Genomic DNA, 19,699 nt, shown 5'->3' with positions numbered 1-19,699 from the left:
TTAGAGGTGATGCAGTGAAGAAGGTTTGGTTAAACCGTTACCCCGCAGATGTGCCTGCGGAGATCAATCCTGACCGTTATCAATCCCTGGTGGAACTGTTTGAACATGCTGTCGCGCGTTATGCCGATCAGCCCGCGTTTATGAACATGGGGGAGGTAATGACCTTCCGCAAGCTGGAGGAGCGTAGCCGCGCCTTCTCAGCTTACCTGCAACAGGGGCTGGGACTGAAAAAGGGCGATCGCGTCGCGCTGATGATGCCAAACCTGCTGCAATATCCGGTGGCGCTGTTTGGCATTTTGCGTGCCGGGATGATTGTGGTGAACGTCAACCCGCTTTATACCCCGCGTGAACTGGAGCATCAGTTAAACGACAGCGGCGCGGCGGCGATTGTGATTGTCTCCAACTTCGCCCATACCCTGGAAAAAGTGGTTGATAAAACCAGCGTTAAGCACGTCATTCTGACCCGTATGGGCGACCAGCTTTCCACGGCTAAAGGCACGCTGGTGAACTTCGTAGTGAAGTACATCAAACGACTGGTGCCGAAATATCATCTGCCGGATGCGATCTCTTTTCGCAGTGCGCTGCACGCCGGGTACCGTATGCAGTATGTTAAACCGGAAGTGGTTTCTGAGGACCTGGCGTTTTTACAGTACACCGGCGGAACGACCGGAGTGGCGAAAGGGGCGATGCTGACGCATCGCAATATGCTGGCTAACCTGGAGCAGGTGAAAGCCACTTACGGACCGCTTTTGCATCCGGGTAAAGAACTGGTGGTGACCGCGTTGCCGCTGTACCACATTTTTGCCCTGACCATGAACTGCCTGCTGTTTATCGAGCTGGGAGGGCAGAACCTGCTGATCACCAACCCGCGCGACATTCCGGGGCTGGTTAAAGAGCTGGCGAAGTATCCGTTTACCGCGATGACCGGCGTGAACACTTTGTTTAACGCCTTGCTGAACAATAAAGAGTTCCAGCAACTGGATTTCTCTTCGTTGCATCTTTCTGCGGGCGGCGGCATGCCAGTGCAACAGGCGGTGGCAGAACGCTGGGTAAAACTGACAGGACAGTATCTGCTTGAAGGGTATGGCCTGACCGAATGCGCGCCGCTGGTCAGCGTTAACCCGCACGATATTGATTATCACAGCGGCAGCATCGGCCTGCCAGTGCCATCGACCGAAGCCAAACTGGTGGACGATGACGACAACGAAGTGTCGCCGGATCAGCCGGGTGAACTGTGCGTGAAAGGGCCGCAGGTGATGCTGGGCTACTGGCAGCGTCCGGACGCGACCGATGAAATCATCAAAGACGGCTGGCTACACACCGGTGATATCGCAGTCATGGACGATGAAGGCTTCCTGCGCATTGTCGATCGTAAGAAAGATATGATTCTGGTCTCCGGCTTTAACGTTTATCCGAACGAGATCGAAGATGTGGTGATGCAGCATCCGGGCGTGCTGGAAGTGGCTGCCGTCGGTGTTCCGTCCGGCAGCAGCGGCGAAGCGGTGAAGATTTTTGTGGTGAAAAAAGAGGCTTCACTCACCGAAGAGGCGCTGGTCACTTTCTGCCGCCGTCAGCTCACGGGCTATAAAGTCCCGAAACTGGTTGAATTCCGCGATGAACTGCCGAAATCAAACGTCGGCAAAATTTTACGTCGAGAATTACGTGACGAAGCCCGTGCCAAAGTGGACAATAAGGGCTGAGCGTTAAGCAACACGTCAAACGCCGGGTGAATCCGGCGTGAGAGTGATCGCGAACCTTATGCCGATACCGGACAAGCCGAGATCACCTTATTAAAAACCAGGAAAATCAATTTATTGATTTTCGGCTGATAACCACAAAGAAGGAAAAACCACGCTTTTTTCTTCTTTGTCAGCAATCTGACGCCGGGTGAATCCGGCGTTTTTTTTGGCGTAAACCGAAGAGAATGCAATTTGAATTACCAAATGATCACCACTGACGACGCGCTGGCGACCCTGTGCGAAGCGGTCCGTGCGTTTCCTGCGATTGCCCTGGATACCGAATTTGTTCGTACCCGCACCTATTATCCGCAACTGGGCCTGATTCAGCTGTTTGACGGCGAACATGTCGCGCTGATTGATCCGCATGGCATTAGCGACTGGTCGCCGCTGAAAGCGATTCTGCGCGATACCGCCATCACCAAGTTTTTGCACGCGGGCAGTGAAGATCTGGAAGTCTTTCTGAATGCGTTTGGCGAACTGCCGCAGCCGCTGATCGATACCCAAATCCTGGCGGCATTTTGTGGTCGTCCCCTGTCGTGGGGTTTTGCATCAATGGTGGAAGAGTTCACCGGCGTGGCGCTGGATAAGAGCGAGTCACGTACCGACTGGCTGGCGCGTCCACTGACTGAGCGCCAGTGCGAATACGCGGCAGCCGACGTCTGGTATCTGTTACCGATTGCCGGGAAACTGATGGCGGAAACCGAGGCGGCGGGCTGGTTGCCTGCGGCGCTGGATGAGTGTCGTCTGATGCAAACCCGTCGTCAGGAGATCCTGGCACCGGAAGATGCCTGGCGCGAGATCACCAACGCCTGGCAGCTACGCACGCGTCAACTGGCCTGCCTGCAACTGCTTGCCGACTGGCGTCTGCGTAAAGCGCGTGAGCGCGATCTGGCTGTTAACTTCGTGGTTCGCGAAGAGCACCTGTGGTCCGTGGCGCGCTATATGCCCGGCAGCATGGGCGAACTCGACAGCCTGGGGCTTTCTGGCAGTGAAATTCGCTTCCACGGCAAAACGCTGCTCTCGCTGGTTGCCAAAGCGCAGGCGTTGCCGGAAGAGGCGCTGCCGGAACCGCTGCTGAATCTGATGGATATGCCGGGTTATCGCAAAGCGTTTAAGGCGATCAAGGCGCTGGTGACGGAAGTGAGTACGGAACATCACGTCAGCGCAGAGCTGCTGGCGTCACGTCGTCAGATCAACCAGCTGCTCAACTGGCACTGGAAGTTAAAGCCGCAGACAACGGAACCTGAACTCATTTCCGGCTGGCGTGCGGCGTTAATGGCGACGAAGCTCAATACGCTATTACAGGAATACCCGCAATAAGCGGCTGTTGCCGGATGTCATTAGCGGCATCCGGCACGATGGTTTTACGACTCTAACACCTTACAAATGGCATCACCGACCTGCTGCGTCGATGCGCTGCCTTTCAGATCCGGCGTTTTAGGGCCAGTGGCAATGACGTGCTCAATCGCTGCCAGAATTCCGTCATGCGCGGCGGTGTACTTCGCTTCTCCTGCACCGAGGAAATCCAGCATCATCGCCCCCGCCCAGATGGTCGCAATCGGATTGGCGAGGTTTTTGCCATAAATATCCGGTGCGGAACCATGTACCGGTTCGAACAACGAGGGGAAGTTACGCTCAGGGTTCAGGTTAGCCGAGGGGGCAATGCCAATGGTGCCGGTACAGGCCGGGCCGAGATCGGAAAGAATGTCGCCAAACAGATTCGAGGCGACCACCACATCGAAGCGCTCCGGCTGCATCACAAAACGGGCGCAAAGAATATCAATGTGCTGCTTGTCCCAGCGGATATCGGGATAGTGCTGCGCCATGGCTTCTACGCGTGTATCCCAGAACGGCATACTGATTGCCAGACCATTGGATTTGGTCGCCGACGTCAGCGTCTTACGCGGGCGGCTTTGGGCTAATTCAAACGCATAGCGCAGAATACGATCCACGCCTCGACGGGTGAAAACGGACTCCTGGATGACCACTTCATGCTCAGTGCCTGGGTTGATATGTCCGCCCAGTGAAGAGTATTCCCCTTCAGTGTTTTCACGCACGACGTAGAAATCAATATCGCCAGGCTTCTTGCCGGCCAGCGGGCAGGGCACGCCGGGGAAGAGGCGAACCGGGCGCAGGTTCACATACTGATCGAATTCCCGACGGAATTTCAGCAGCGACCCCCACAAGGAAATATGGTCCGGAACCGTCTCCGGCCAGCCGACGGCGCCAAAGTAAATCGCGTCAAAGGAGGATAACTGTTCGCGCCAGTCATCCGGCATCATTTTCCCGTGCTCAAGGTAATAATCGCAACTGGCCCATTCGAACGTCTCAACGCTGAGCGACAGATCCCAACGTCTGGCGGCGGCCTGCAAAACGCGAATGCCTTCTGGCAGCACTTCCTTACCGATGCCATCACCAGCAATGGCGGCAATACGACAGGTTTTTTTCATACCAGTTCTCACTTGTAGGGTAGCAAAATTGACTTCCTCCTTATCTTATAATTGACTGATCCACAGTTAATCTCCCTAACTGGTGAAACATAAAACACAGATCATGAATAATCCTCCTCTGCTGACTGATTTACGCGTCTTTATGCTGGTCGCCCGTCGGGCGGGATTCGCTGCCGTCGCCCAGGAACTGGGGGTCTCACCCGCCTATGTCAGTAAACGCATTGCGCTGCTTGAACAGAACCTGAATGTGGTTCTGCTGCACCGCACCACGCGTCGCGTCACCATTACGGAAGAGGGTGAGCGCATCTATGAATGGGCGCAGCGTATTCTGCATGATGTCGATCAGATGATGGATGAACTCTCTGATGTCCGGCAGGTTCCGCAAGGGATGCTGCGCATCATCAGTAGCTTTGGTTTTGGTCGACAGGTGGTGGCTCCTGCGCTGTCCGCCCTGGCAAGACAGTATCCGCAACTGGAGTTGCGCTTTGATGTGGAAGACCGGCTGGTGGATTTAGCCAATGAAGGTGTCGATCTCGATATCCGTATTGGCGACGACATTGCGCCAAATTTGATCGCCCGCAAGCTGGGAACGAACTACCGAATCCTTTGTGCATCGCCGTCGTTCCTGGCACAGCACGGTACGCCAAAACAGCTTGCCGATCTTGCTACCTGTTCCTGCTTAGTGATCAAAGAGCGTGACCATCCCTTTGGGATCTGGCAATTGCAGAATAAAGAGGGGGAGCACGCCATTAAGGTGACCGGGCCGCTGTCATCGAATCATGGTGAGATTGTGCATCAGTGGTGTCTGGACGGACAGGGGATTGCGCTGCGCTCCTGGTGGGATGTCTGCGATAACATTGCCAGCGGTCATCTGGTGCATGTCCTGCCGGAGTATTACCAACCGGCCAATATCTGGGCGGTGTATGTTTCACGACTGGCGACGTCAGCCAAAGTGCGTATTACGGTGGAATTCTTACGCCACTATTTTGCCGAGCGCTATCCGGCATTCTCACTGAAATAAAGCGGGGGATAAGCGCTTCCCTTGGACTGGTGCATCCGTTAGCATATTGTTTCGCAGTTAAGCGAAAAAGTGGTTTCAGGAAGAAGAGGTTAACGTGTTTGCAGAGTATGGTGTACTGAATTATTGGACTTATCTGGTCGGGGCTATTTTTATTGTCCTGGTTCCGGGACCGAACACGATATTTGTGCTGAAAAACAGCGTCGGACGTGGAATGAAGGGCGGTTACCTTGCGGCAAGCGGGGTATTTATTGGTGACGCGGTGCTCATGTTTCTGGCGTATGCCGGGGTGGCGACGCTGATTAAAACGACGCCAGTGCTGTTTAATATCGTCCGCTATCTCGGTGCCTTTTACCTGCTTTATCTGGGCGCAAAAATCCTCTATGCCACGCTTAAAGCAAAAAGCGGTGAGACAACTGAAGACGCGGTTCCCTTTGGCGCCATCTTTAAACGTGCGCTGGTATTGAGCCTGACGAACCCAAAAGCCATTCTGTTCTACGTCTCCTTTTTTGTGCAGTTTATTGATGTGAATGCGCCGCACGCGGGACTGTCATTCTTTATTTTAGCGATCACGCTTGAAGTGGTGAGCTTCTGCTACCTGAGCTTCCTGATTATCTCGGGCGCCTTTGTCACCCAGTATATTCGTACTAAAAAGAAACTGGCGAAGGTCGGGAATTCGCTGATTGGCCTGATTTTTGTCGGTTTCGCCGCACGGCTGGCGACCCTGCAGTCGTAAGCCATGGAGCCCGCCATCGGCGGGTTTTTTATTGTTCGCTCATATATTCCTCCCATGCTGTGTAAAAATAGATAACTAATAAAAGGTATTTAAAATGCCAGTTATGAGGCGTAACCTTTCTGGAACAGCGGTTTACTCACAATCGCATCCTACCGACTGGAAGAGGGAAGGACATGCTTCAGATTCCACAAAATCATATTCACACACGTGCCACGCCGTTCTGGAACAAAGAAACGGCACCTGCCGGAATTTTCGAACGCCACCTTGATAAAGGAACCCGACCGGGCGTTTATCCCCGTTTGTCGGTGATGCAGGGGGCGGTCAAATATCTCGGATATGCGGATGAACACAGTCCAGAAGCCGAAACAGTGATGATCATTGAAGCGGGCCAGTTTGGTGTGTTCCCACCGGAAAAGTGGCACAACATCGAAGTGATGAGCGATGACACCTATTTCAATATCGACTTTTTCGTCGCGCCAGAGGTACTGATGGAAAGCGCGAATCAACGAAAAGTCATTCATACCGGGAAGAAATAATCATGGGCAAAGCAACCTATACCGTCACTGTGACGAACAACAGTAATGGCGTCTCTGTCGATTACGAAACCGAAGCGCCAATGACTTTACTGGTGCCTGACGTCGCCGCTGAAGTGGTGAAAGATCTCGTCAATACCGTGCGTTCCTACGATACGGAAAATGAGCACGACGTCTGCGGCTGGTAAGTCACGCTATGCAGAGAGGAAACCGGCTGTCATCGCCGGTTTTTTTTCGCTTTCCGGAAATGCTCCCTTATACCAGTCCTGAAACGGCGGACGTCGTCACCCAGCGCAAAAATTTACAAACCGTATATTTGTAGGATCAATAAATGGTTACGCACAATGTGGCGACGCTTTGCGCAGCAGCGTGTTGCCAATGACTTGATCCCTGTCTGAGTTGAAATTACTGTATATAAAAACAGTATTAAAGGTGTGCATTATGACGTTGTACAGACCTGCGGAATGGCATGAAGTCATTACCTTTCCACTTTTCAGCGATCGGGTTCCATGCGGATTCCCCAGTCCGGCGGCCGATTACGTTGAGCAGAGTATCGATCTCAACAAATTACTTGTTCAGCATCCCAGTTCGACTTATTTCGTCAGGGCTGCTGGCGACTCGATGATCGATGCGGGGATCGGCGACGGCGATCTGCTGGTGGTGGACAGTTCACGTACTGCCAGCCACGGAGATATCGTGATTGCGGCGGTGGAGAGGGAATTCACGGTGAAGCGGTTGCAGTTGCGACCTACCGTTCAGCTTAACCCTATGAACAGCGCCTATTCTCCCATCATCATCGGCAGTGAGGACGCCCTGGCGATTTTTGGCGTCGTGACATTTATTGTAAAGGCAGTGAGTTAACTATTGCTGCGTATTGTTCGTCCCCCTGACGTTGCAAACCGTACACGGCTGGTTTCCTTGTGATTCCCCGGTGGCCTTAAGTGGTATCCCAATGGCAGGCAGGTTAATTACTCATTAACCTGCCTATTTTGTGAGCAGACATACCCACTTCGGTTTACGTTGTTACGGAGAGGAACGGAGATATCCGGCTGACGTAGGGATACGGCATGCGAACAAACCTGATTAACAACGTCATGTCACTCACCCACAGGGTTATGCACCGTTTCTGTGGATAACCGACCACTTTTTCAGGCAGAACAATCCACTAAAAAAAGCGCCAGAATTTTGCTTGCAAGTTATAAAATATTTTAAATAATACTGTATATAAATACAGTTTCTATGGGGTGTGACGTGTTTGCGTTATGCGATGTGAATTCATTTTATGCGTCCTGTGAGACGGTATTTCGGCCCGATCTGAAAGGCAAACCGGTTGTTGTGCTGTCAAATAACGATGGTTGCGTGATTTCCTGTAGTCCCGAAGCGAAACCGTGGGTGGTCATGGGAGCGCCCTATTTCAAGCAAAAAGAGGCGTTCCGGCGTCATGGGGGGGTGTGTTTCAGTTCGAATTATGAACTCTACGGTGACATGAGCAATCGGGTCATGTCGACGCTCGAAGCGCTATCACCACGCGTTGAAATTTACAGTATCGACGAGGCCTTTTGCGATTTGACGGGAGTCCGAAACTGTCGGGATCTCACGGATTTTGGCAAAGAGATCCGCGACACGGTCTTAAAGCGGACACATCTGACACTCGGCGTGGGGATTGCACAGACAAAAACGCTGGCCAAGCTGGCCAACCACGCGGCGAAGAAGTGGCCGCAGCAGACGGGTGGCGTTGTGGATCTGTCGAATCTCGAACGGCAGCGAAAACTGATGGCGGCTCTGCCGGTTGATGAGGTGTGGGGCGTTGGTCGTCGTATCAGTAAAAAGCTGACCGCGATGGGCATAGAAACGGTACTCGATCTGGCGGATACGCACATCGCGGTGATACGCAAGCACTTCAATGTCGTACTGGAAAGAACCGTGCGGGAGTTACGCGGTGAGCCTTGCCTGGCGCTTGAGGAGTTTGCGCCCGCGAAGCAGGAGATCGTTTTTAGTCGCTCATTCGGCGAGCGCATTACGGAATACGAACAGATGCGCCAGGCGATTTGTGCTTATGCGACGCGCGCGGCGGAGAAGCTCCGGAGTGAGCATCAGTATTGCCGGTTCATTTCGACATTTGTGAAAACGTCGCCGTTTGCGCCTAATGAAACCTGGTACGGCAATAGCGCGTCCGTAAAACTGCTGACACCGACACAGGACAGCCGGGACATCATCAGCGCAGCCACGCGATGCCTGGACGCTATCTGGAAAGAGGGGCATCGTTATCAGAAGGCTGGAGTTATGCTCGGTGATTTTTTCAGTCAGGGCGTGGCGCAACTCAATCTGTTCGATGATAACGCACCGCGTCCCGGCAGCGAGAAGTTGATGGAAGTTCTGGATACGCTCAATGCCAAACAGGGAAGAGGAACGCTGTACTTTGTCGGGCAGGGGATTCAGCCACCATGGCAGTTAAGACGGCAGATGCTTTCTCCGCGCTACACCACGCGTTTTTCCGATCTGCTGGTGGTCAGGTGATCGTCGCTGCAGGTATGAATCATCGGGAGACAGAAAACACGGTCTCCCTTCACATAATCTGCTCCTACATGGGGAAAGTCAGCGTGAGTCCCACGCCCGTTTCTTTGAGATCCACATAACGGGACAGATGGATTTTTGCGGCAAGATCGGTGCAATGGCTGGGATAAAGCGTAGTAGCCGACAATGCGCTAAGATATTTCCCGGTTTCAGAGAGTAAGGATTCATCAGCATTAAGGAGATGAAAGCCGCCTATAACGGAAGCAATTTTCGATTCTCCAGTGACTGATTTTGCGTGCTCAATAATATTACAAATCCCGGCGTGGGAACATCCGGTGACAATCACCAGTCCATCCTTTGTCTTAATTGCCATTGCACTATCATCAATCACGTAATCAGCCGTTAACTCACCATCATGATTATGTGTGTGGCCTACCGGATTTTGCGCTTCAAAATGGTTAAGGCGGGGGATTTGCCCTAAAAAAGTGATGTCTTCGGATAATTTCAGGGGTTGTGTGGAACTGACGATATTAAAGAAGTAATCAAAACAAAGGGCATTATGGTTCATCCCAATGGGTTTCGACTCATAAAATTTAGGCGTAAATGCGGCGGGGTGGGCGATGATATCGACTTTCTTTGCTGGAGATGATGGAAGTCTGTCGTAATGCTGGAATAAATGGTTTAACCCCCAGGTGTGATCGTTATGTCCATGTGATAATACAATTTTATCAATGTGCGTAAGATCGATATCCAGGATCTGTGCATTTTTTAAAAAAATATCAGAATAGCCAACGTCAAAAAGAAGTTTTAAGCCTGAGCATTCAATGTAATAGCAAACGCCAGGTTCTCCGGTCAAATACCTGTCAATGTAAGTATTGTTATCTACCAGTATGGTTAATTTCATCACTCTGCATCCCATTCGGATTCACTATATCGATTGAGGCCATTATCGAACCTTTTGATTTTCTGACGCAAATCATAACCGCGATCTCTGTCACATAAGCGAGGAGCGGAAACGGCGGACGTCAAAACAAGGGGTAGTCGCACAGCGCAATGTGGTGTATAAACGACCTATACAAAAAGTATAAATTAATACATTATGTATTAGCTATGGAACGCAGGAGAGATGCACATGCACCCGGATATCACATTGAACACAACATCCCATGGGCTTCCTCCCGCTGGACACTACTCGGCGAGCGTGACAGCAGGGGGATTTGTTTTTATCTCAGGGCAACTGCCAATCACCCCGCATGGTGAGAAAAAGGCGGGGGCGTCTTTTGAGGAACAGACCAGACAAGTTCTGGAAAATGTCGATGCCTGTCTGAAGGGGGCCGGTGTATCCCGTCAGCATCTGGTTTCCGTACGTGTCTATGTGACAGATATCAACCAATGGCCGACGTTTAACGACATTTACGCCGAATGGATTGGCGATTTCCGTCCATCTCGTGTCGTTGCTGGGGTGGCAGAACTGCATTATGGTTCAGCCTTAGAAGTAGAAGCACTCGCGCTGGCGCAATAAGCCCGACGCTTAACGCTATACAGGTGAAAAAATGGTTGAGATTACACTCCCGAAATATGCTGATGTTGCCGCCGCCGCAGGGCGTATTGAAGGATATGCAAACAAGACGCCGGTGATGACCTCCCGGACCGTCAATGCGGAATTTGGCGCTGACGTTTTCTTTAAATGTGAAAACCTACAGCGTATGGGAGCCTTTAAGTTTCGTGGGGCGATGAATGCATTACGCCAGTTTACGCCGGAACAACGTGCTGCTGGCGTGGTGACATTTTCTTCCGGAAACCATGCTCAGGCGATAGCGCTGTCAGCTAAATTGCTGGGTGTTCCGGCGACAATCATCATGCCTCATGATGCGCCAGCCGCGAAAGTAGCGGCAACCAAAGGGTATGGTGGCAATGTTGTTATGTACGATCGCTATACGGAAGATCGTGAACAGATTGGCCGTGAACTGGCTGAGAAACAGGGACTGACGCTCATCCCTCCCTACGATCATCCGCATGTTATCGCCGGTCAGGGCACGGCCACCAAAGAGTTAATTGAAGAGGTTGGTCCGCTGGATGTTCTTTTTGTCTGTCTGGGGGGCGGTGGTTTACTTTCAGGTTCAGCACTGGCCGCCCGGCAACTTTCGCCAGATTGCATAATTTATGGCGTGGAGCCTGAAGCCGGTAACGACGGACAGCAGTCTTTTCGAAGCGGAAAAATCGTTCACATCGATACGCCAAAAACGATTGCTGATGGTGCACAGACGCAACATCTGGGGCACTATACGTTCCCTCTGATTCAAAAATACGTCAATGATATTCTGACCGTTTCAGACGATGAATTAATTGCTTCGATGAGGTTTATGGCCGAGCGTATGAAAATCGTCGCAGAACCCACGGGCTGTCTTGGCTTTGCAGCGGCAAGGGCGAGAAAAGCAGAACTCAGCGGGAAAAAAGTCGGCATTATCATCAGCGGCGGCAATGTGGATATCGCGCGCTACGGTGAGTTTCTGGCCGGGAAATCCGTTTCGTGAGGCTGTAAACGGATAGCAATAATGACAACGGGCATCACTGTGGGAGACCGGCATGCCAAAAAACGACGAGAATTCGCTTCTCAGCCAACTTGACACTATCGCGAAGGGATTAAGCGAAACGTTTTCTCCTTTTTGCGAAGTGGTTGTTCATGACCTCAAGGATCCTGAGCATGCGATTATGTCGATACATAATAATTTATCCGGTCGTGAGGCGGGACAACCGGCGACGGAACTCGGGCTGGCAAGGATTGCCTCTCCGGATTTTCCTGAAATTATTGCGAACTACGGCAATCAGTTTGCTGATGGCCGTCCGGTAAAGAGTACGTCTATTGGCATTAAGGATGAAAAGGGTAATTACGTCGCCGCATTATGCCTTAATGTCGATATGACGCTTTTCCGGGGGATGCAAAGCGCGCTGGCGCGTTTTACCGAAACAGAGAGTTCACCGGTGCGTGAACATCTTGACCCCGGGAGCACTGAAGTCATTCGCCAGCGCATTGATGACTTTGCCGCGAAACGCGCCACCACGGCGCGCGCGCTTAAAACGGAAGACAGAAAGGTTCTGATCCAACAGTTACGCAAAGAGGGATTGCTGAATGTGCGTAAATCCATGGATACGGTGGCACAGCATTTAGGGGTGTCACGGGCGACAGCCTACCTCTATGCGCGCCAGTCCGGGTGAATTCGCCGGTGTGCGATATATCATCTCTTATATATTGCCCAGCATGAATAATGAGCAAACGAACGGTAATAATAAGGGAAAGTCATCCACACCTATTGCAGGGGTAATTTGAGTTATGTATTATCTCGCCCGGTTCTGATAATGAGTAGATTCTCAATCGGAAATAAAAACCGGCAGACCGCCATTAGCTCATCTGGAAGAGCGAACGACTTTTGTTGTAGGGAACGGGGTTCGAGGCCTCGATGGCGGCCCAAATTTGAAGGCCCAGACATCTGTCTGGGCCTTTTTGCTTTCTTCGCTTACCCGCCGGGCTCAAAGCCCTTCCGTCACAATCTTTGCAGCGGCGGCCAGAATATCTTTACGCCCTTTGGCGTCCTGCTGTGGCTGTGTAAAGTAGGTGACGAGGATCAGCGGCGCACGATCTTCGGGCCAGATCACCGCGATATCATTGGTTGTACCGTAATCACCGCCTCCAGTTTTATCGCCAACCACCCAGCCTTCAGGGAGTCCGGCACGAATGCTCTGACCGCCGGTCGTATTGCCTTTCAACCATTCGACAAGCTGTGCACGCTGTGCGCCAGCCAGCGCATCGCCCAGCGTCAGTTTGTGCAGGCTTTTCGCCATCGCCAGCGGCGAGGTCGTGTCGCGCTCATCGCCAGGGATGGCGGTGTTCAGCTCGGGTTCTTTCCGGTCCAGACGAAACGTCGTGTCGCCAATTGAGCGGGCAAAAGCCGTGACGTTACTGGTACCGCCCAGGTGCTCAAGTAATTTATTCATTGCCGTATTATCGCTGTATTGCAGCGTGGCAGCGCTTAGCTCCGCTAATGTCATCTCTTTATCGACATATTTTTCCGTCACCGGATTCCAGTTCGTCAGATCGGCTTTTTTGATGACCATTTTCTGCTGCAAAATATCGTGCTGAGTTTCACTCTGTTTTAATACCGCGGCAGCGACCATCGTCTTACTGGTGCTGCACATGGCAAAGCGCTCATCACCGCGATAAAGAATTTGCGAACGATCGGCGGTATTAATCAGCGCAACGCCCAGTCGACCACCCGATTGTTTTTCTAATGCTGCCAGCTTTTCTTGGACCTGTGCGGGATCCCCCTGCGTGCGAGCCAAAAGCGGTGAACTGGCAGTAAAGAAAGCGAGCACGGCGGCAATAAGTACCGTCTGATGACCTCGTTTTTTAAACATAAATAACATCCTTGATAATCAGTAAATTGATCAATGCACGCACTTTATTTTTCCGCTCAAACAGACAAAAGAAGAAAGAGAATTAAAGGCGCATGATGTGTTTGCGATGCAAGAACTATCCGCTCTCTGCGCTTGCTTAACAAGCGAGAAGAATTTACCCTGGGATAAAGAAAATCTTATGAGTCTTTATTATGCGCTCTAATCTTCCGCTTAATGCCCTACGGGCCTTTGAGGCTTCGGCTCGCCATTTGAGTTTTACTCGTGCGGCACTGGAACTTTGTGTCACGCAGGCCGCCGTCAGCCAGCAGGTACGTATCCTGGAAGATCGCCTGAACAGAGTGCTGTTTAAACGTCTGCCCAGAGGGCTTGAGATGACGGATGAGGCGCAGGCACTGTTTGCCGTCCTGAGCGACGCCTTTGGTCAAATCGACACCATTTTTCGTCAGTTTGAGGGTGGGGAATATCGTGAAGTGCTCACGGTTGCTGCGGTTGGTACCTTTGCCGTTGGCTGGTTACTGCCGCGCATTGATCAATTCCGGCAGGCGCATCCGTTCGTTGAGCTACGCCTGCGTACAAATAATAACGTTGTGAATCTGGCGGCTGAGGGACTGGATTTTGCCATCCGCTTTGGCAATGGCTTGTGGCCCACCACCCATAACGAAATGCTGTTTGAGGCTCCGCTGACTGTCCTGTGCACGCCAGAAACGGCCCAACGGCTCAGGCGGCCAGCCGATCTCTTGCAAGAGAATCTTCTGCGTTCATATCGGGTAGATGAGTGGGATAACTGGTTTGCTGCAGCAGGCGTGACGGCAGAGCGGATCAATGGTGCCGTTTTTGACTCCTCACGTCTGATGGTTGAAACGGTTATCCATACCGGCGGTGCGGCACTGGTTCCGGCAGTGATGTTTGCCAGAGAACTGGCGGCCGGACAACTCGTTCGCCCCTTTGACATTGAGATCCAAATGGGCGGTTACTGGCTCACCCATCTGAAGTCGAAACCGATGACGCCCGCGATGGAAATCTTCCGCGACTGGATCGTTAAAATGGCATAAACGGGAGCCCGCAGACTCCCGTTTGCGGCTCAGCGAACGACCAGCACCGGACAGTGCGCGTGACGCACAACGGCGGCGGCGGTAGAACCTAACAGATATGTTGAAATACCGGGCTGGTGTGACGCGATGATCACCAGGTCAGCACTGACGGTATCCGCCAGCTTCAGGATCTGATCCTTCGGGGGGCCGTATACCACATGCGTCTGTACCCGTCCTTCAGGGATATCGAATTGCTTCACAATCTCGTTGAGTTTTTGTAACGCCTTCGTCTGCAGTCCATTTTTATCCGGGAGTTCGCCAGAGTAGGCGAGCCCCAGGGATGCATAAAAGGGGACTGAGGGAATGACTGACAGAAAATGGACTTTTGCCGTTTTGGCGTGGATTTTGACCTGAGGAATAAGCTGCCGGGTGAGATCGGCTTCTGAGATATCAATGGGCACCAGAACAGAACGATACATAGTCATTACCTCCTGTTTTTTGTCTCCGGTTTCAGTATATCGAATCTGGTTTTTGCATAAAAAGTGACCAGATCAAGTTTCCTTCATTTACGCGCAACAGTGTTGAATAAATTTTATTGTTATAATATAACATTTCATCTTGTTCATTTGACTGAGGGTACGACGTTGGCTATTCATTGGAAAAAATTATCTGTTTCTCTGGGAATGTTGTGGTTCAGCAGTTATGCCTTCGCCCATGGCGATCACGCGCATGGTGTGCCGTTGACGGAGATGGAACAGAAAGCAGCGGAAGGCGAATTTGCGGATAGCAATGTTAAGGACAGGGCGCTTACCGACTGGGATGGCATGTGGCAATCCGTTTATCCTTATCTGGTCAGCGGTGAGCTGGATCCGGTTTTCAAACAGAAGGCGGCAAAGGATAAGGGGAAAACGGCGGAAGAGGTGAAAGCCTATTACCGGAAAGGCTATGCGACGGAAGTCGACACCATTGGTATCGAAAATGGCGTGATGGAGTTTCATACCGGTAAGCAGGTGGCTTCCTGTCAGTATGACTATGCCGGGTACAAGATCCTGACCTACACCTCAGGTAAAAAAGGGGTGCGTTATCTGTTTGAATGCAAAGACGCAAACAGTAAAGCGCCGAAGTTTGTGCAGTTCAGCGATCATATTATTGCGCCGCGGGCGTCGAACCACTTCCATATTTTTATGGGCAATACCTCACAGCAGGCGCTACTGGAAGAGATGGATAACTGGCCAACCTACTATCCTTATCAACTCAAGGCGCAGGCCGTGGTAGACGAAATGCTGCACCACTAAATTCAGGCTCAGCCCGTTGCTTGTCAGCGGGCTTCCTGTCGCGCTAAGGTGGCACCTGACATGATGACGGTGAGGCGATGACATTGAAGATTCCGGATACCCTTCGGAAACAACTGGAAAAGGCGACGGCCATCATTGAACGGATCTTTGAAGAGGATCTGTTGGCCATTCACCTGTACGGATCTGCCGTTGAAGGTGGGTTAAAACCTCACAGCGACATTGATTTGCTGGTCACCACGCGTGTGCCGCTGACGACGGCACAGCGAGAAGCGCTGATGCAGGAACTCCTGTCGGTGTCAGCCTGGCCTGGTACGTCGACGCTCTGGCGGGCGCTTGAGGTGACGGTTGTGGTGCATACCGATGTGGTGCCCTGGCGTTTTCCTCCCCGACGGGAAATGCAGTTTGGCGAGTGGTTGCGCGAGGATATTCACGCCGGGAAGTATGAACCCGCACAGCAGGATAGCGATCTGGCGATTTTATTGACTCAGGCGCGTAGTGCCAGCATGGCTTTAACCGGCGAGCGTGCGGATTTGCTTTTTGAGCCGGTCCCGGAAAACGACATTCGGGAGACATTCCGTCAGACGCTGACGCTCTGGCAGGACAACGGTGATTTACAGGGCGACGAGCGCAATATCGTGTTGACCCTGGCGCGCATCTGGTACAGCGTGACGACAGGTGGTTTTACCGCGAAAGACAGCGCGGCAGACTGGTTAATGCCTTATCTCCCGGACGAGCACGCTTCTCTACTTGTAGCCGCGCGGCTCGACTATCTGGGACAGGCAAGCGTTGACTGGGCAGAGATAATGCCCGCTGTTTCGCGCTTTGTCTGCTATGCAAAAGCAAAAATAGCCGAACAGTTATCGCTCGTGGATAAGTGATGCCATATTTCAGGCATCGTGTTGCCGCAACAGAAAAATGGCTGATAATAAAAAAGGCAGATTGCTCTGCCTTTTTTTATCAGGAATTATCTGAGAAGAGCGTTTATTTCAACTCTTCAGCTTCCGGCAATGTAACGTTAAGTTCGAGAATGGAAATATCGCCGTCCTTTTGTTCAAGCTGAACGGTGACCATTTCCGGATCAATTTGTACATACTTACAAATGACCTCAAGAATATCTTTACGCAACTGCGGTAAATAATGCGGCTCAGCGTCACTACGACGACGCTCAGCAACGATAATCTGCAATCGCTCTTTCGCGATGTTCGCTGTACTCTTTTTCCGCGAGAGAAAAAAATCCAGTAATGCCATAACTTATCCTCCGAACAGGCGTTTGAGGAAACCTTTCTTCTCTTCGTCAATGAAGCGGAAAGGACGTTCTTCTCCCAACAGACGATCTACCGTATCGGCATACGCTTTACCTGCGTCTGCATTGATGTCCAGAATGACCGGTTCGCCCTGGTTAGAGGCGCGCAGAACAGACTGATCTTCCGGGATAACTCCGACGAGTTTAATGCGCAGGATCTCCAGCACATCTTCCATACTGAGCATGTCGCCACGGTTAACACGGCCTGGGTTGTAGCGCGTCAACAGCAGATGTTCTTTAATCGGATCTTCACCGTTTTCGGCACGGCGCGATTTAGACGCCAGGATTCCCAGGATACGGTCAGAGTCGCGTACCGAGGAGACTTCCGGGTTGGTGGTGATAATCGCTTCGTCGGCGAAATAGAGCGCCATCAGCGCGCCAGTTTCAATCCCCGCAGGGGAGTCGCAAACGATAAACTCGAAATCCATTGCTTTCAGATCGTCGAGAACCTTTGCCACGCCTTCACGCGTTAATGCGTCTTTATCGCGCGTCTGAGAGGCCGGAAGAATAAAGAGATTCTCAGTGCGCTTGTCCTTGATGAGCGCCTGATTGAGTGAAGCATCACCCTGAATGACGTTGACGAAATCATAAACAACCCGACGCTCACACCCCATGATCAGATCGAGGTTACGCAGGCCGATATCAAAATCAATAACGACAGTTTTCTTTCCCTTCTGGGCCAAACCAGTAGCGATGGCCGCGCTGGAGGTGGTCTTGCCAACGCCCCCTTTACCCGAAGTAACTACAATAATGCGTGCCATAGAAATTCCTTGTTAAAAAGGGATCAATTCAACGGTTGAACTGTCAAAGCGTTATCTGCTAACTGCAGACGTGCCGCTTTGCCATAAAATTCTGCTGGGATTTTATCACTCAGCCAGTAAACACCTGCGATAGACACCAGTTCTGCCGTCAGATGGGTACAAAAAATTTGCGCATCCCGGTCACCACTTGCCCCTGCCAGCGCGCGGCCTCTCATCATGCCATAGACATGAATATTGCCATCGGCGATCAGCTCAGCGCCAGCACTGACGTGACTTGTAACAATCAGATCACATTGTGGTGCATAAATGCGTTGACCGGAACGAACGGGTATATCAATAAATCGCGTTTTTGTGACGGGAGTAGCGTTTTGCACTACAGCGGCGGGAGCAACGGGTTCAGCCGGAGCGGAACGCGCTATTTTCTCTTTACCTTCAGTGAGTAAAGGAAGGCCCATTTTGTCGATTTCAGCTTTGAGCCGGGCATCTTTACAACCGCTGACGCCAACAATACGCAATCCCGTCGACGCCACCACCTTCTGCAACTGCGGCCAGTTTACCGGCGCATCAAGGCTACTGACATTCACTACCACAGGAGCATGTTTTAAAAAAGCAGGAGCCTGAGCGATTTTGTCTTCTAACGCCTGACGAATAACCTCGGGTTCTGCTTCATGTAAATGAACCACTGATAAGGTGAAGCTACTGCCTTTAAGTTCGATGGGCGTGTTTGACATCCTGGCCTTACTCAATTTGCTATTTATCATCCCCGATGTGGAGTGATATTCCGAAGTCCAGAAGGCATGTTATAGTCACTATTATATTGAGGCAAGTCGCCATCCGTTTAATTCAGAGTAAAATGTATGTTTTGTGTGATCTACAGAAGTGCTAAGCGTGACCAGACCTATTTGTATGTCGAAAAAAAAGACGATTTCTCACGTGTGCCTGAAGAACTGATGAAAGGATTTGGTCAACCACAGCTGGCAATGATATTGCCGTTAGATGGTAGCAAAAAGTTAGTCAACGCCTCGCTGGATAAAGTAAAACAAGCCTTAACGGAGCAGGGATATTATTTACAACTGCCTCCGCCACCCGAAGATTTATTGAAGCAACATCGTTTCAACGCCTCACAAAACAATCCAGAAACCGATAAATAAACGGTACCCGGCGTCATACCTGTCGGTGCCATTCCTGAAGTCAACGATGACAAATTAGGGGAAAATGAATGTATCAACATCATAACTGGCAGGGTGCGCTGCTTGACTACCCGGTAAGCAAAGTGGTGTGCGTGGGGAGCAACTACGCCAACCACATCAAGGAAATGGGCAGCGTCACGCCGGATGAGCCGGTGCTGTTTATCAAGCCGGAAACCGCCCTGTGTGATTTGCGCCAGCCGCTGGTCATTCCGACGGATATGGGCTCGGTGCACCATGAAGTCGAACTGGCGGTATTGATCGGCGCAACGCTGCGTCAGGCGACCGAAGAGCATGTTCGTAAGGCTATCGCTGGATATGGCGTGGCGCTCGATCTGACGCTGCGTGATATCCAGGGCAAAATGAAGAAGGCCGGGCAGCCCTGGGAGAAGGCAAAAGGATTTGATAATTCATGCCCGTTATCCGGATTCATTCCGGTCGCAGAATTTAACGGCGATCCGCAGGCGACGCCACTGGGGCTGACGGTCAATGGCGTAGTTCGCCAGCAGGGTACAACGGCGGATATGATCCATAAAATCGTCCCCTTAATCGCCTACATGAGCAAATTCTTTACCCTCAAAGCGGGTGACGTCGTGCTGACCGGCACCCCGGAAGGCGTCGGACCGCTCGCCAGCGGCGACGAGCTGGTGGTCAATTTTAACGGTCACACCCTGACAACCCGCGTCCTGTAACGCCTGCTTGCCGCCTTTTTAGGCGGC

The 19,699-nt window shown here is 51.7% G+C and carries 23 protein-coding genes and 1 tRNA gene; 17 read left to right on the top strand and 7 right to left on the bottom strand.

Going from position 1 to position 19,699, the window contains the following annotated elements; all coding sequences use genetic code 11:
- Positions 1 to 14: 14 nt before the first annotated feature.
- Both fadD and rnd read left to right on the top strand, forming a co-directional pair.
- Entirely contained in the window at positions 15 to 1,700 is a 1,686-nt protein-coding gene (fadD, locus tag ACQ0PY_RS13440) for a long-chain-fatty-acid--CoA ligase FadD (RefSeq protein WP_061070023.1), read from the top strand.
- Positions 1,701 to 1,931: 231 nt separating this feature from the next.
- Positions 1,932 to 3,059 (top strand): ribonuclease D, encoded by a 1,128-nt coding sequence (rnd, locus tag ACQ0PY_RS13435; protein ID WP_082010091.1) that lies wholly within the window; start codon positions 1,932 to 1,934, stop codon positions 3,057 to 3,059.
- A 44-nt stretch (positions 3,060 to 3,103) separates the two neighbouring features.
- On the opposite strand, the gene ACQ0PY_RS13430 is transcribed toward rnd, so the two are convergent.
- On the bottom strand, positions 3,104 to 4,189 hold the full coding sequence (locus ACQ0PY_RS13430) for a tartrate dehydrogenase (protein WP_043000420.1): 1,086 nt from the start codon (positions 4,187 to 4,189) through the stop codon (positions 3,104 to 3,106).
- A 103-nt stretch (positions 4,190 to 4,292) separates the two neighbouring features.
- Here ACQ0PY_RS13430 and ACQ0PY_RS13425 point away from each other — a divergent pair, with 103 nt between their 5' ends.
- From ACQ0PY_RS13425 to ACQ0PY_RS13400, 6 genes are all read left to right on the top strand, one after another.
- A complete protein-coding gene (locus tag ACQ0PY_RS13425; protein ID WP_044257651.1) occupies positions 4,293 to 5,210 on the top strand; it encodes a LysR substrate-binding domain-containing protein in 918 nt (305 codons plus the stop codon).
- A gap of 94 nt (positions 5,211 to 5,304) precedes the next feature.
- Positions 5,305 to 5,943 carry a leucine efflux protein LeuE gene (gene leuE / locus ACQ0PY_RS13420; RefSeq protein WP_044327136.1) on the top strand — a complete coding sequence of 213 codons (639 nt, stop codon included), beginning with the start codon at positions 5,305 to 5,307 and terminating at the stop codon, positions 5,941 to 5,943.
- A gap of 173 nt (positions 5,944 to 6,116) precedes the next feature.
- Positions 6,117 to 6,479 carry a DUF1971 domain-containing protein YeaR gene (gene yeaR / locus ACQ0PY_RS13415; protein WP_043000424.1) on the top strand — a complete coding sequence of 121 codons (363 nt, stop codon included), beginning with the start codon at positions 6,117 to 6,119 and terminating at the stop codon, positions 6,477 to 6,479.
- A 2-nt stretch (positions 6,480 to 6,481) separates the two neighbouring features.
- Positions 6,482 to 6,664, top strand: a complete 183-nt coding sequence (locus tag ACQ0PY_RS13410) for a DUF1869 domain-containing protein (RefSeq protein ID WP_012132688.1) — start codon at positions 6,482 to 6,484, stop codon at positions 6,662 to 6,664.
- 253 nt (positions 6,665 to 6,917) lie between these two features.
- Positions 6,918 to 7,337 (top strand): translesion error-prone DNA polymerase V autoproteolytic subunit, encoded by a 420-nt coding sequence (locus tag ACQ0PY_RS13405; protein WP_043000425.1) that lies wholly within the window; start codon positions 6,918 to 6,920, stop codon positions 7,335 to 7,337.
- A 390-nt stretch (positions 7,338 to 7,727) separates the two neighbouring features.
- Complete coding sequence (locus tag ACQ0PY_RS13400) at positions 7,728 to 8,993, top strand: Y-family DNA polymerase (protein ID WP_109740314.1); 1,266 nt, start codon at positions 7,728 to 7,730, stop codon at positions 8,991 to 8,993.
- Positions 8,994 to 9,057: 64 nt separating this feature from the next.
- Here ACQ0PY_RS13400 and ACQ0PY_RS13395 read toward each other — a convergent pair whose 3' ends face one another.
- Positions 9,058 to 9,894: an MBL fold metallo-hydrolase gene (locus ACQ0PY_RS13395; protein WP_044257654.1), complete on the bottom strand. Its 837-nt coding sequence runs from the start codon at positions 9,892 to 9,894 to the stop codon at positions 9,058 to 9,060.
- 228 nt (positions 9,895 to 10,122) lie between these two features.
- On the opposite strand from ACQ0PY_RS13395, the gene ACQ0PY_RS13390 reads away from it, so the two are divergent.
- From ACQ0PY_RS13390 to ACQ0PY_RS13375, 4 genes are all read left to right on the top strand, one after another.
- Positions 10,123 to 10,512, top strand: coding sequence for a RidA family protein (locus ACQ0PY_RS13390; RefSeq protein WP_043000428.1), 390 nt, complete (start codon positions 10,123 to 10,125; stop codon positions 10,510 to 10,512).
- A gap of 31 nt (positions 10,513 to 10,543) precedes the next feature.
- Positions 10,544 to 11,524 carry a threo-3-hydroxy-L-aspartate ammonia-lyase gene (locus ACQ0PY_RS13385; RefSeq protein ID WP_109740313.1) on the top strand — a complete coding sequence of 327 codons (981 nt, stop codon included), beginning with the start codon at positions 10,544 to 10,546 and terminating at the stop codon, positions 11,522 to 11,524.
- Between the two features lie 52 nt (positions 11,525 to 11,576).
- Positions 11,577 to 12,206: a helix-turn-helix transcriptional regulator gene (locus tag ACQ0PY_RS13380; RefSeq protein WP_043000430.1), complete on the top strand. Its 630-nt coding sequence runs from the start codon at positions 11,577 to 11,579 to the stop codon at positions 12,204 to 12,206.
- Between the two features lie 178 nt (positions 12,207 to 12,384).
- Positions 12,385 to 12,459, top strand: a tRNA-OTHER gene (locus tag ACQ0PY_RS13375).
- A 59-nt stretch (positions 12,460 to 12,518) separates the two neighbouring features.
- Here ACQ0PY_RS13375 and cdiA read toward each other — a convergent pair.
- On the bottom strand, positions 12,519 to 13,403 hold the full coding sequence (cdiA, locus tag ACQ0PY_RS13370; protein WP_044263728.1) for a CdiA family class A beta-lactamase: 885 nt from the start codon (positions 13,401 to 13,403) through the stop codon (positions 12,519 to 12,521).
- Between the two features lie 191 nt (positions 13,404 to 13,594).
- Here cdiA and sedR point away from each other — a divergent pair, with 191 nt between their 5' ends.
- Positions 13,595 to 14,455: a beta-lactamase transcriptional regulator SedR gene (sedR, locus tag ACQ0PY_RS13365; protein ID WP_109740312.1), complete on the top strand. Its 861-nt coding sequence runs from the start codon at positions 13,595 to 13,597 to the stop codon at positions 14,453 to 14,455.
- A gap of 29 nt (positions 14,456 to 14,484) precedes the next feature.
- Here the strand turns inward: sedR and uspF are convergent, their stop codons facing one another.
- The gene (uspF, locus tag ACQ0PY_RS13360) at positions 14,485 to 14,913 is read right to left on the bottom strand and encodes a universal stress protein UspF (protein WP_043000433.1); all 429 of its coding nucleotides are present in this window, start codon (positions 14,911 to 14,913) and stop codon (positions 14,485 to 14,487) included.
- Between the two features lie 204 nt (positions 14,914 to 15,117).
- Between uspF and zinT the strand changes: the two genes are divergently transcribed.
- Positions 15,118 to 15,729, top strand: coding sequence for a metal-binding protein ZinT (gene zinT, locus ACQ0PY_RS13355; protein ID WP_229233548.1), 612 nt, complete (start codon positions 15,118 to 15,120; stop codon positions 15,727 to 15,729).
- 77 nt (positions 15,730 to 15,806) lie between these two features.
- Positions 15,807 to 16,607, top strand: coding sequence for an aminoglycoside nucleotidyltransferase ANT(3'')-Ic (ant(3'')-Ic, locus tag ACQ0PY_RS13350; protein WP_109740311.1), 801 nt, complete (start codon positions 15,807 to 15,809; stop codon positions 16,605 to 16,607).
- Positions 16,608 to 16,710: 103 nt separating this feature from the next.
- Here the strand turns inward: ant(3'')-Ic and minE are convergent, their stop codons facing one another.
- The 3 genes from minE to minC are packed head-to-tail and all read right to left on the bottom strand — an operon-like array spanning position 16,711 to position 18,524.
- Positions 16,711 to 16,977: a cell division topological specificity factor MinE gene (gene minE / locus ACQ0PY_RS13345; protein WP_043000436.1), complete on the bottom strand. Its 267-nt coding sequence runs from the start codon at positions 16,975 to 16,977 to the stop codon at positions 16,711 to 16,713.
- Positions 16,978 to 16,980: 3 nt separating this feature from the next.
- Positions 16,981 to 17,793, bottom strand: a complete 813-nt coding sequence (gene minD / locus ACQ0PY_RS13340; protein ID WP_043000437.1) for a septum site-determining protein MinD — start codon at positions 17,791 to 17,793, stop codon at positions 16,981 to 16,983.
- A 23-nt stretch (positions 17,794 to 17,816) separates the two neighbouring features.
- Positions 17,817 to 18,524, bottom strand: coding sequence for a septum site-determining protein MinC (gene minC, locus ACQ0PY_RS13335; protein WP_109740310.1), 708 nt, complete (start codon positions 18,522 to 18,524; stop codon positions 17,817 to 17,819).
- A gap of 126 nt (positions 18,525 to 18,650) precedes the next feature.
- Between minC and ACQ0PY_RS13330 the strand changes: the two genes are divergently transcribed.
- A complete protein-coding gene (locus tag ACQ0PY_RS13330) occupies positions 18,651 to 18,944 on the top strand; it encodes a YcgL domain-containing protein (protein WP_043000439.1) in 294 nt (97 codons plus the stop codon).
- 68 nt (positions 18,945 to 19,012) lie between these two features.
- On the top strand, positions 19,013 to 19,672 hold the full coding sequence (locus ACQ0PY_RS13325) for a fumarylacetoacetate hydrolase family protein (protein ID WP_109740309.1): 660 nt from the start codon (positions 19,013 to 19,015) through the stop codon (positions 19,670 to 19,672).
- The last annotated feature ends 27 nt before the right edge of the window (positions 19,673 to 19,699 follow it).

Source organism: Citrobacter sp. LST-B2 (assembly GCF_057983045.1).
The sequence above is the reverse complement of the archived record's forward strand: the minus strand, read 5'-3'. Positions and strand labels throughout refer to the sequence as shown.

Bases quoted from the DNA above. Each gene is read 5' to 3' on its own strand.
- ACQ0PY_RS13430 (WP_043000420.1), bottom strand. From the start codon at position 4,189: ATGAAAAAAACCTGTCGTATTGCCGCCATTGCTGGTGATGGCATCGGT.
- ACQ0PY_RS13425 (WP_044257651.1), top strand. From the start codon at position 4,293: ATGAATAATCCTCCTCTGCTGACTGATTTACGCGTCTTTATGCTGGTC.
- yeaR (WP_043000424.1), top strand. From the start codon at position 6,117: ATGCTTCAGATTCCACAAAATCATATTCACACACGTGCCACGCCGTTC.
- ACQ0PY_RS13410 (WP_012132688.1), top strand. From the start codon at position 6,482: ATGGGCAAAGCAACCTATACCGTCACTGTGACGAACAACAGTAATGGC.
- ACQ0PY_RS13405 (WP_043000425.1), top strand. From the start codon at position 6,918: ATGACGTTGTACAGACCTGCGGAATGGCATGAAGTCATTACCTTTCCA.
- ACQ0PY_RS13395 (WP_044257654.1), bottom strand. From the start codon at position 9,894: ATGAAATTAACCATACTGGTAGATAACAATACTTACATTGACAGGTAT.
- ACQ0PY_RS13390 (WP_043000428.1), top strand. From the start codon at position 10,123: ATGCACCCGGATATCACATTGAACACAACATCCCATGGGCTTCCTCCC.
- ACQ0PY_RS13385 (WP_109740313.1), top strand. From the start codon at position 10,544: ATGGTTGAGATTACACTCCCGAAATATGCTGATGTTGCCGCCGCCGCA.
- ACQ0PY_RS13380 (WP_043000430.1), top strand. From the start codon at position 11,577: ATGCCAAAAAACGACGAGAATTCGCTTCTCAGCCAACTTGACACTATC.
- cdiA (WP_044263728.1), bottom strand. From the start codon at position 13,403: ATGTTTAAAAAACGAGGTCATCAGACGGTACTTATTGCCGCCGTGCTC.
- sedR (WP_109740312.1), top strand. From the start codon at position 13,595: ATGCGCTCTAATCTTCCGCTTAATGCCCTACGGGCCTTTGAGGCTTCG.
- uspF (WP_043000433.1), bottom strand. From the start codon at position 14,913: ATGTATCGTTCTGTTCTGGTGCCCATTGATATCTCAGAAGCCGATCTC.
- zinT (WP_229233548.1), top strand. From the start codon at position 15,118: ATGTTGTGGTTCAGCAGTTATGCCTTCGCCCATGGCGATCACGCGCAT.
- minE (WP_043000436.1), bottom strand. From the start codon at position 16,977: ATGGCATTACTGGATTTTTTTCTCTCGCGGAAAAAGAGTACAGCGAAC.
- minD (WP_043000437.1), bottom strand. From the start codon at position 17,793: ATGGCACGCATTATTGTAGTTACTTCGGGTAAAGGGGGCGTTGGCAAG.
- minC (WP_109740310.1), bottom strand. From the start codon at position 18,524: ATGTCAAACACGCCCATCGAACTTAAAGGCAGTAGCTTCACCTTATCA.
- ACQ0PY_RS13330 (WP_043000439.1), top strand. From the start codon at position 18,651: ATGTTTTGTGTGATCTACAGAAGTGCTAAGCGTGACCAGACCTATTTG.
- ACQ0PY_RS13325 (WP_109740309.1), top strand. From the start codon at position 19,013: ATGTATCAACATCATAACTGGCAGGGTGCGCTGCTTGACTACCCGGTA.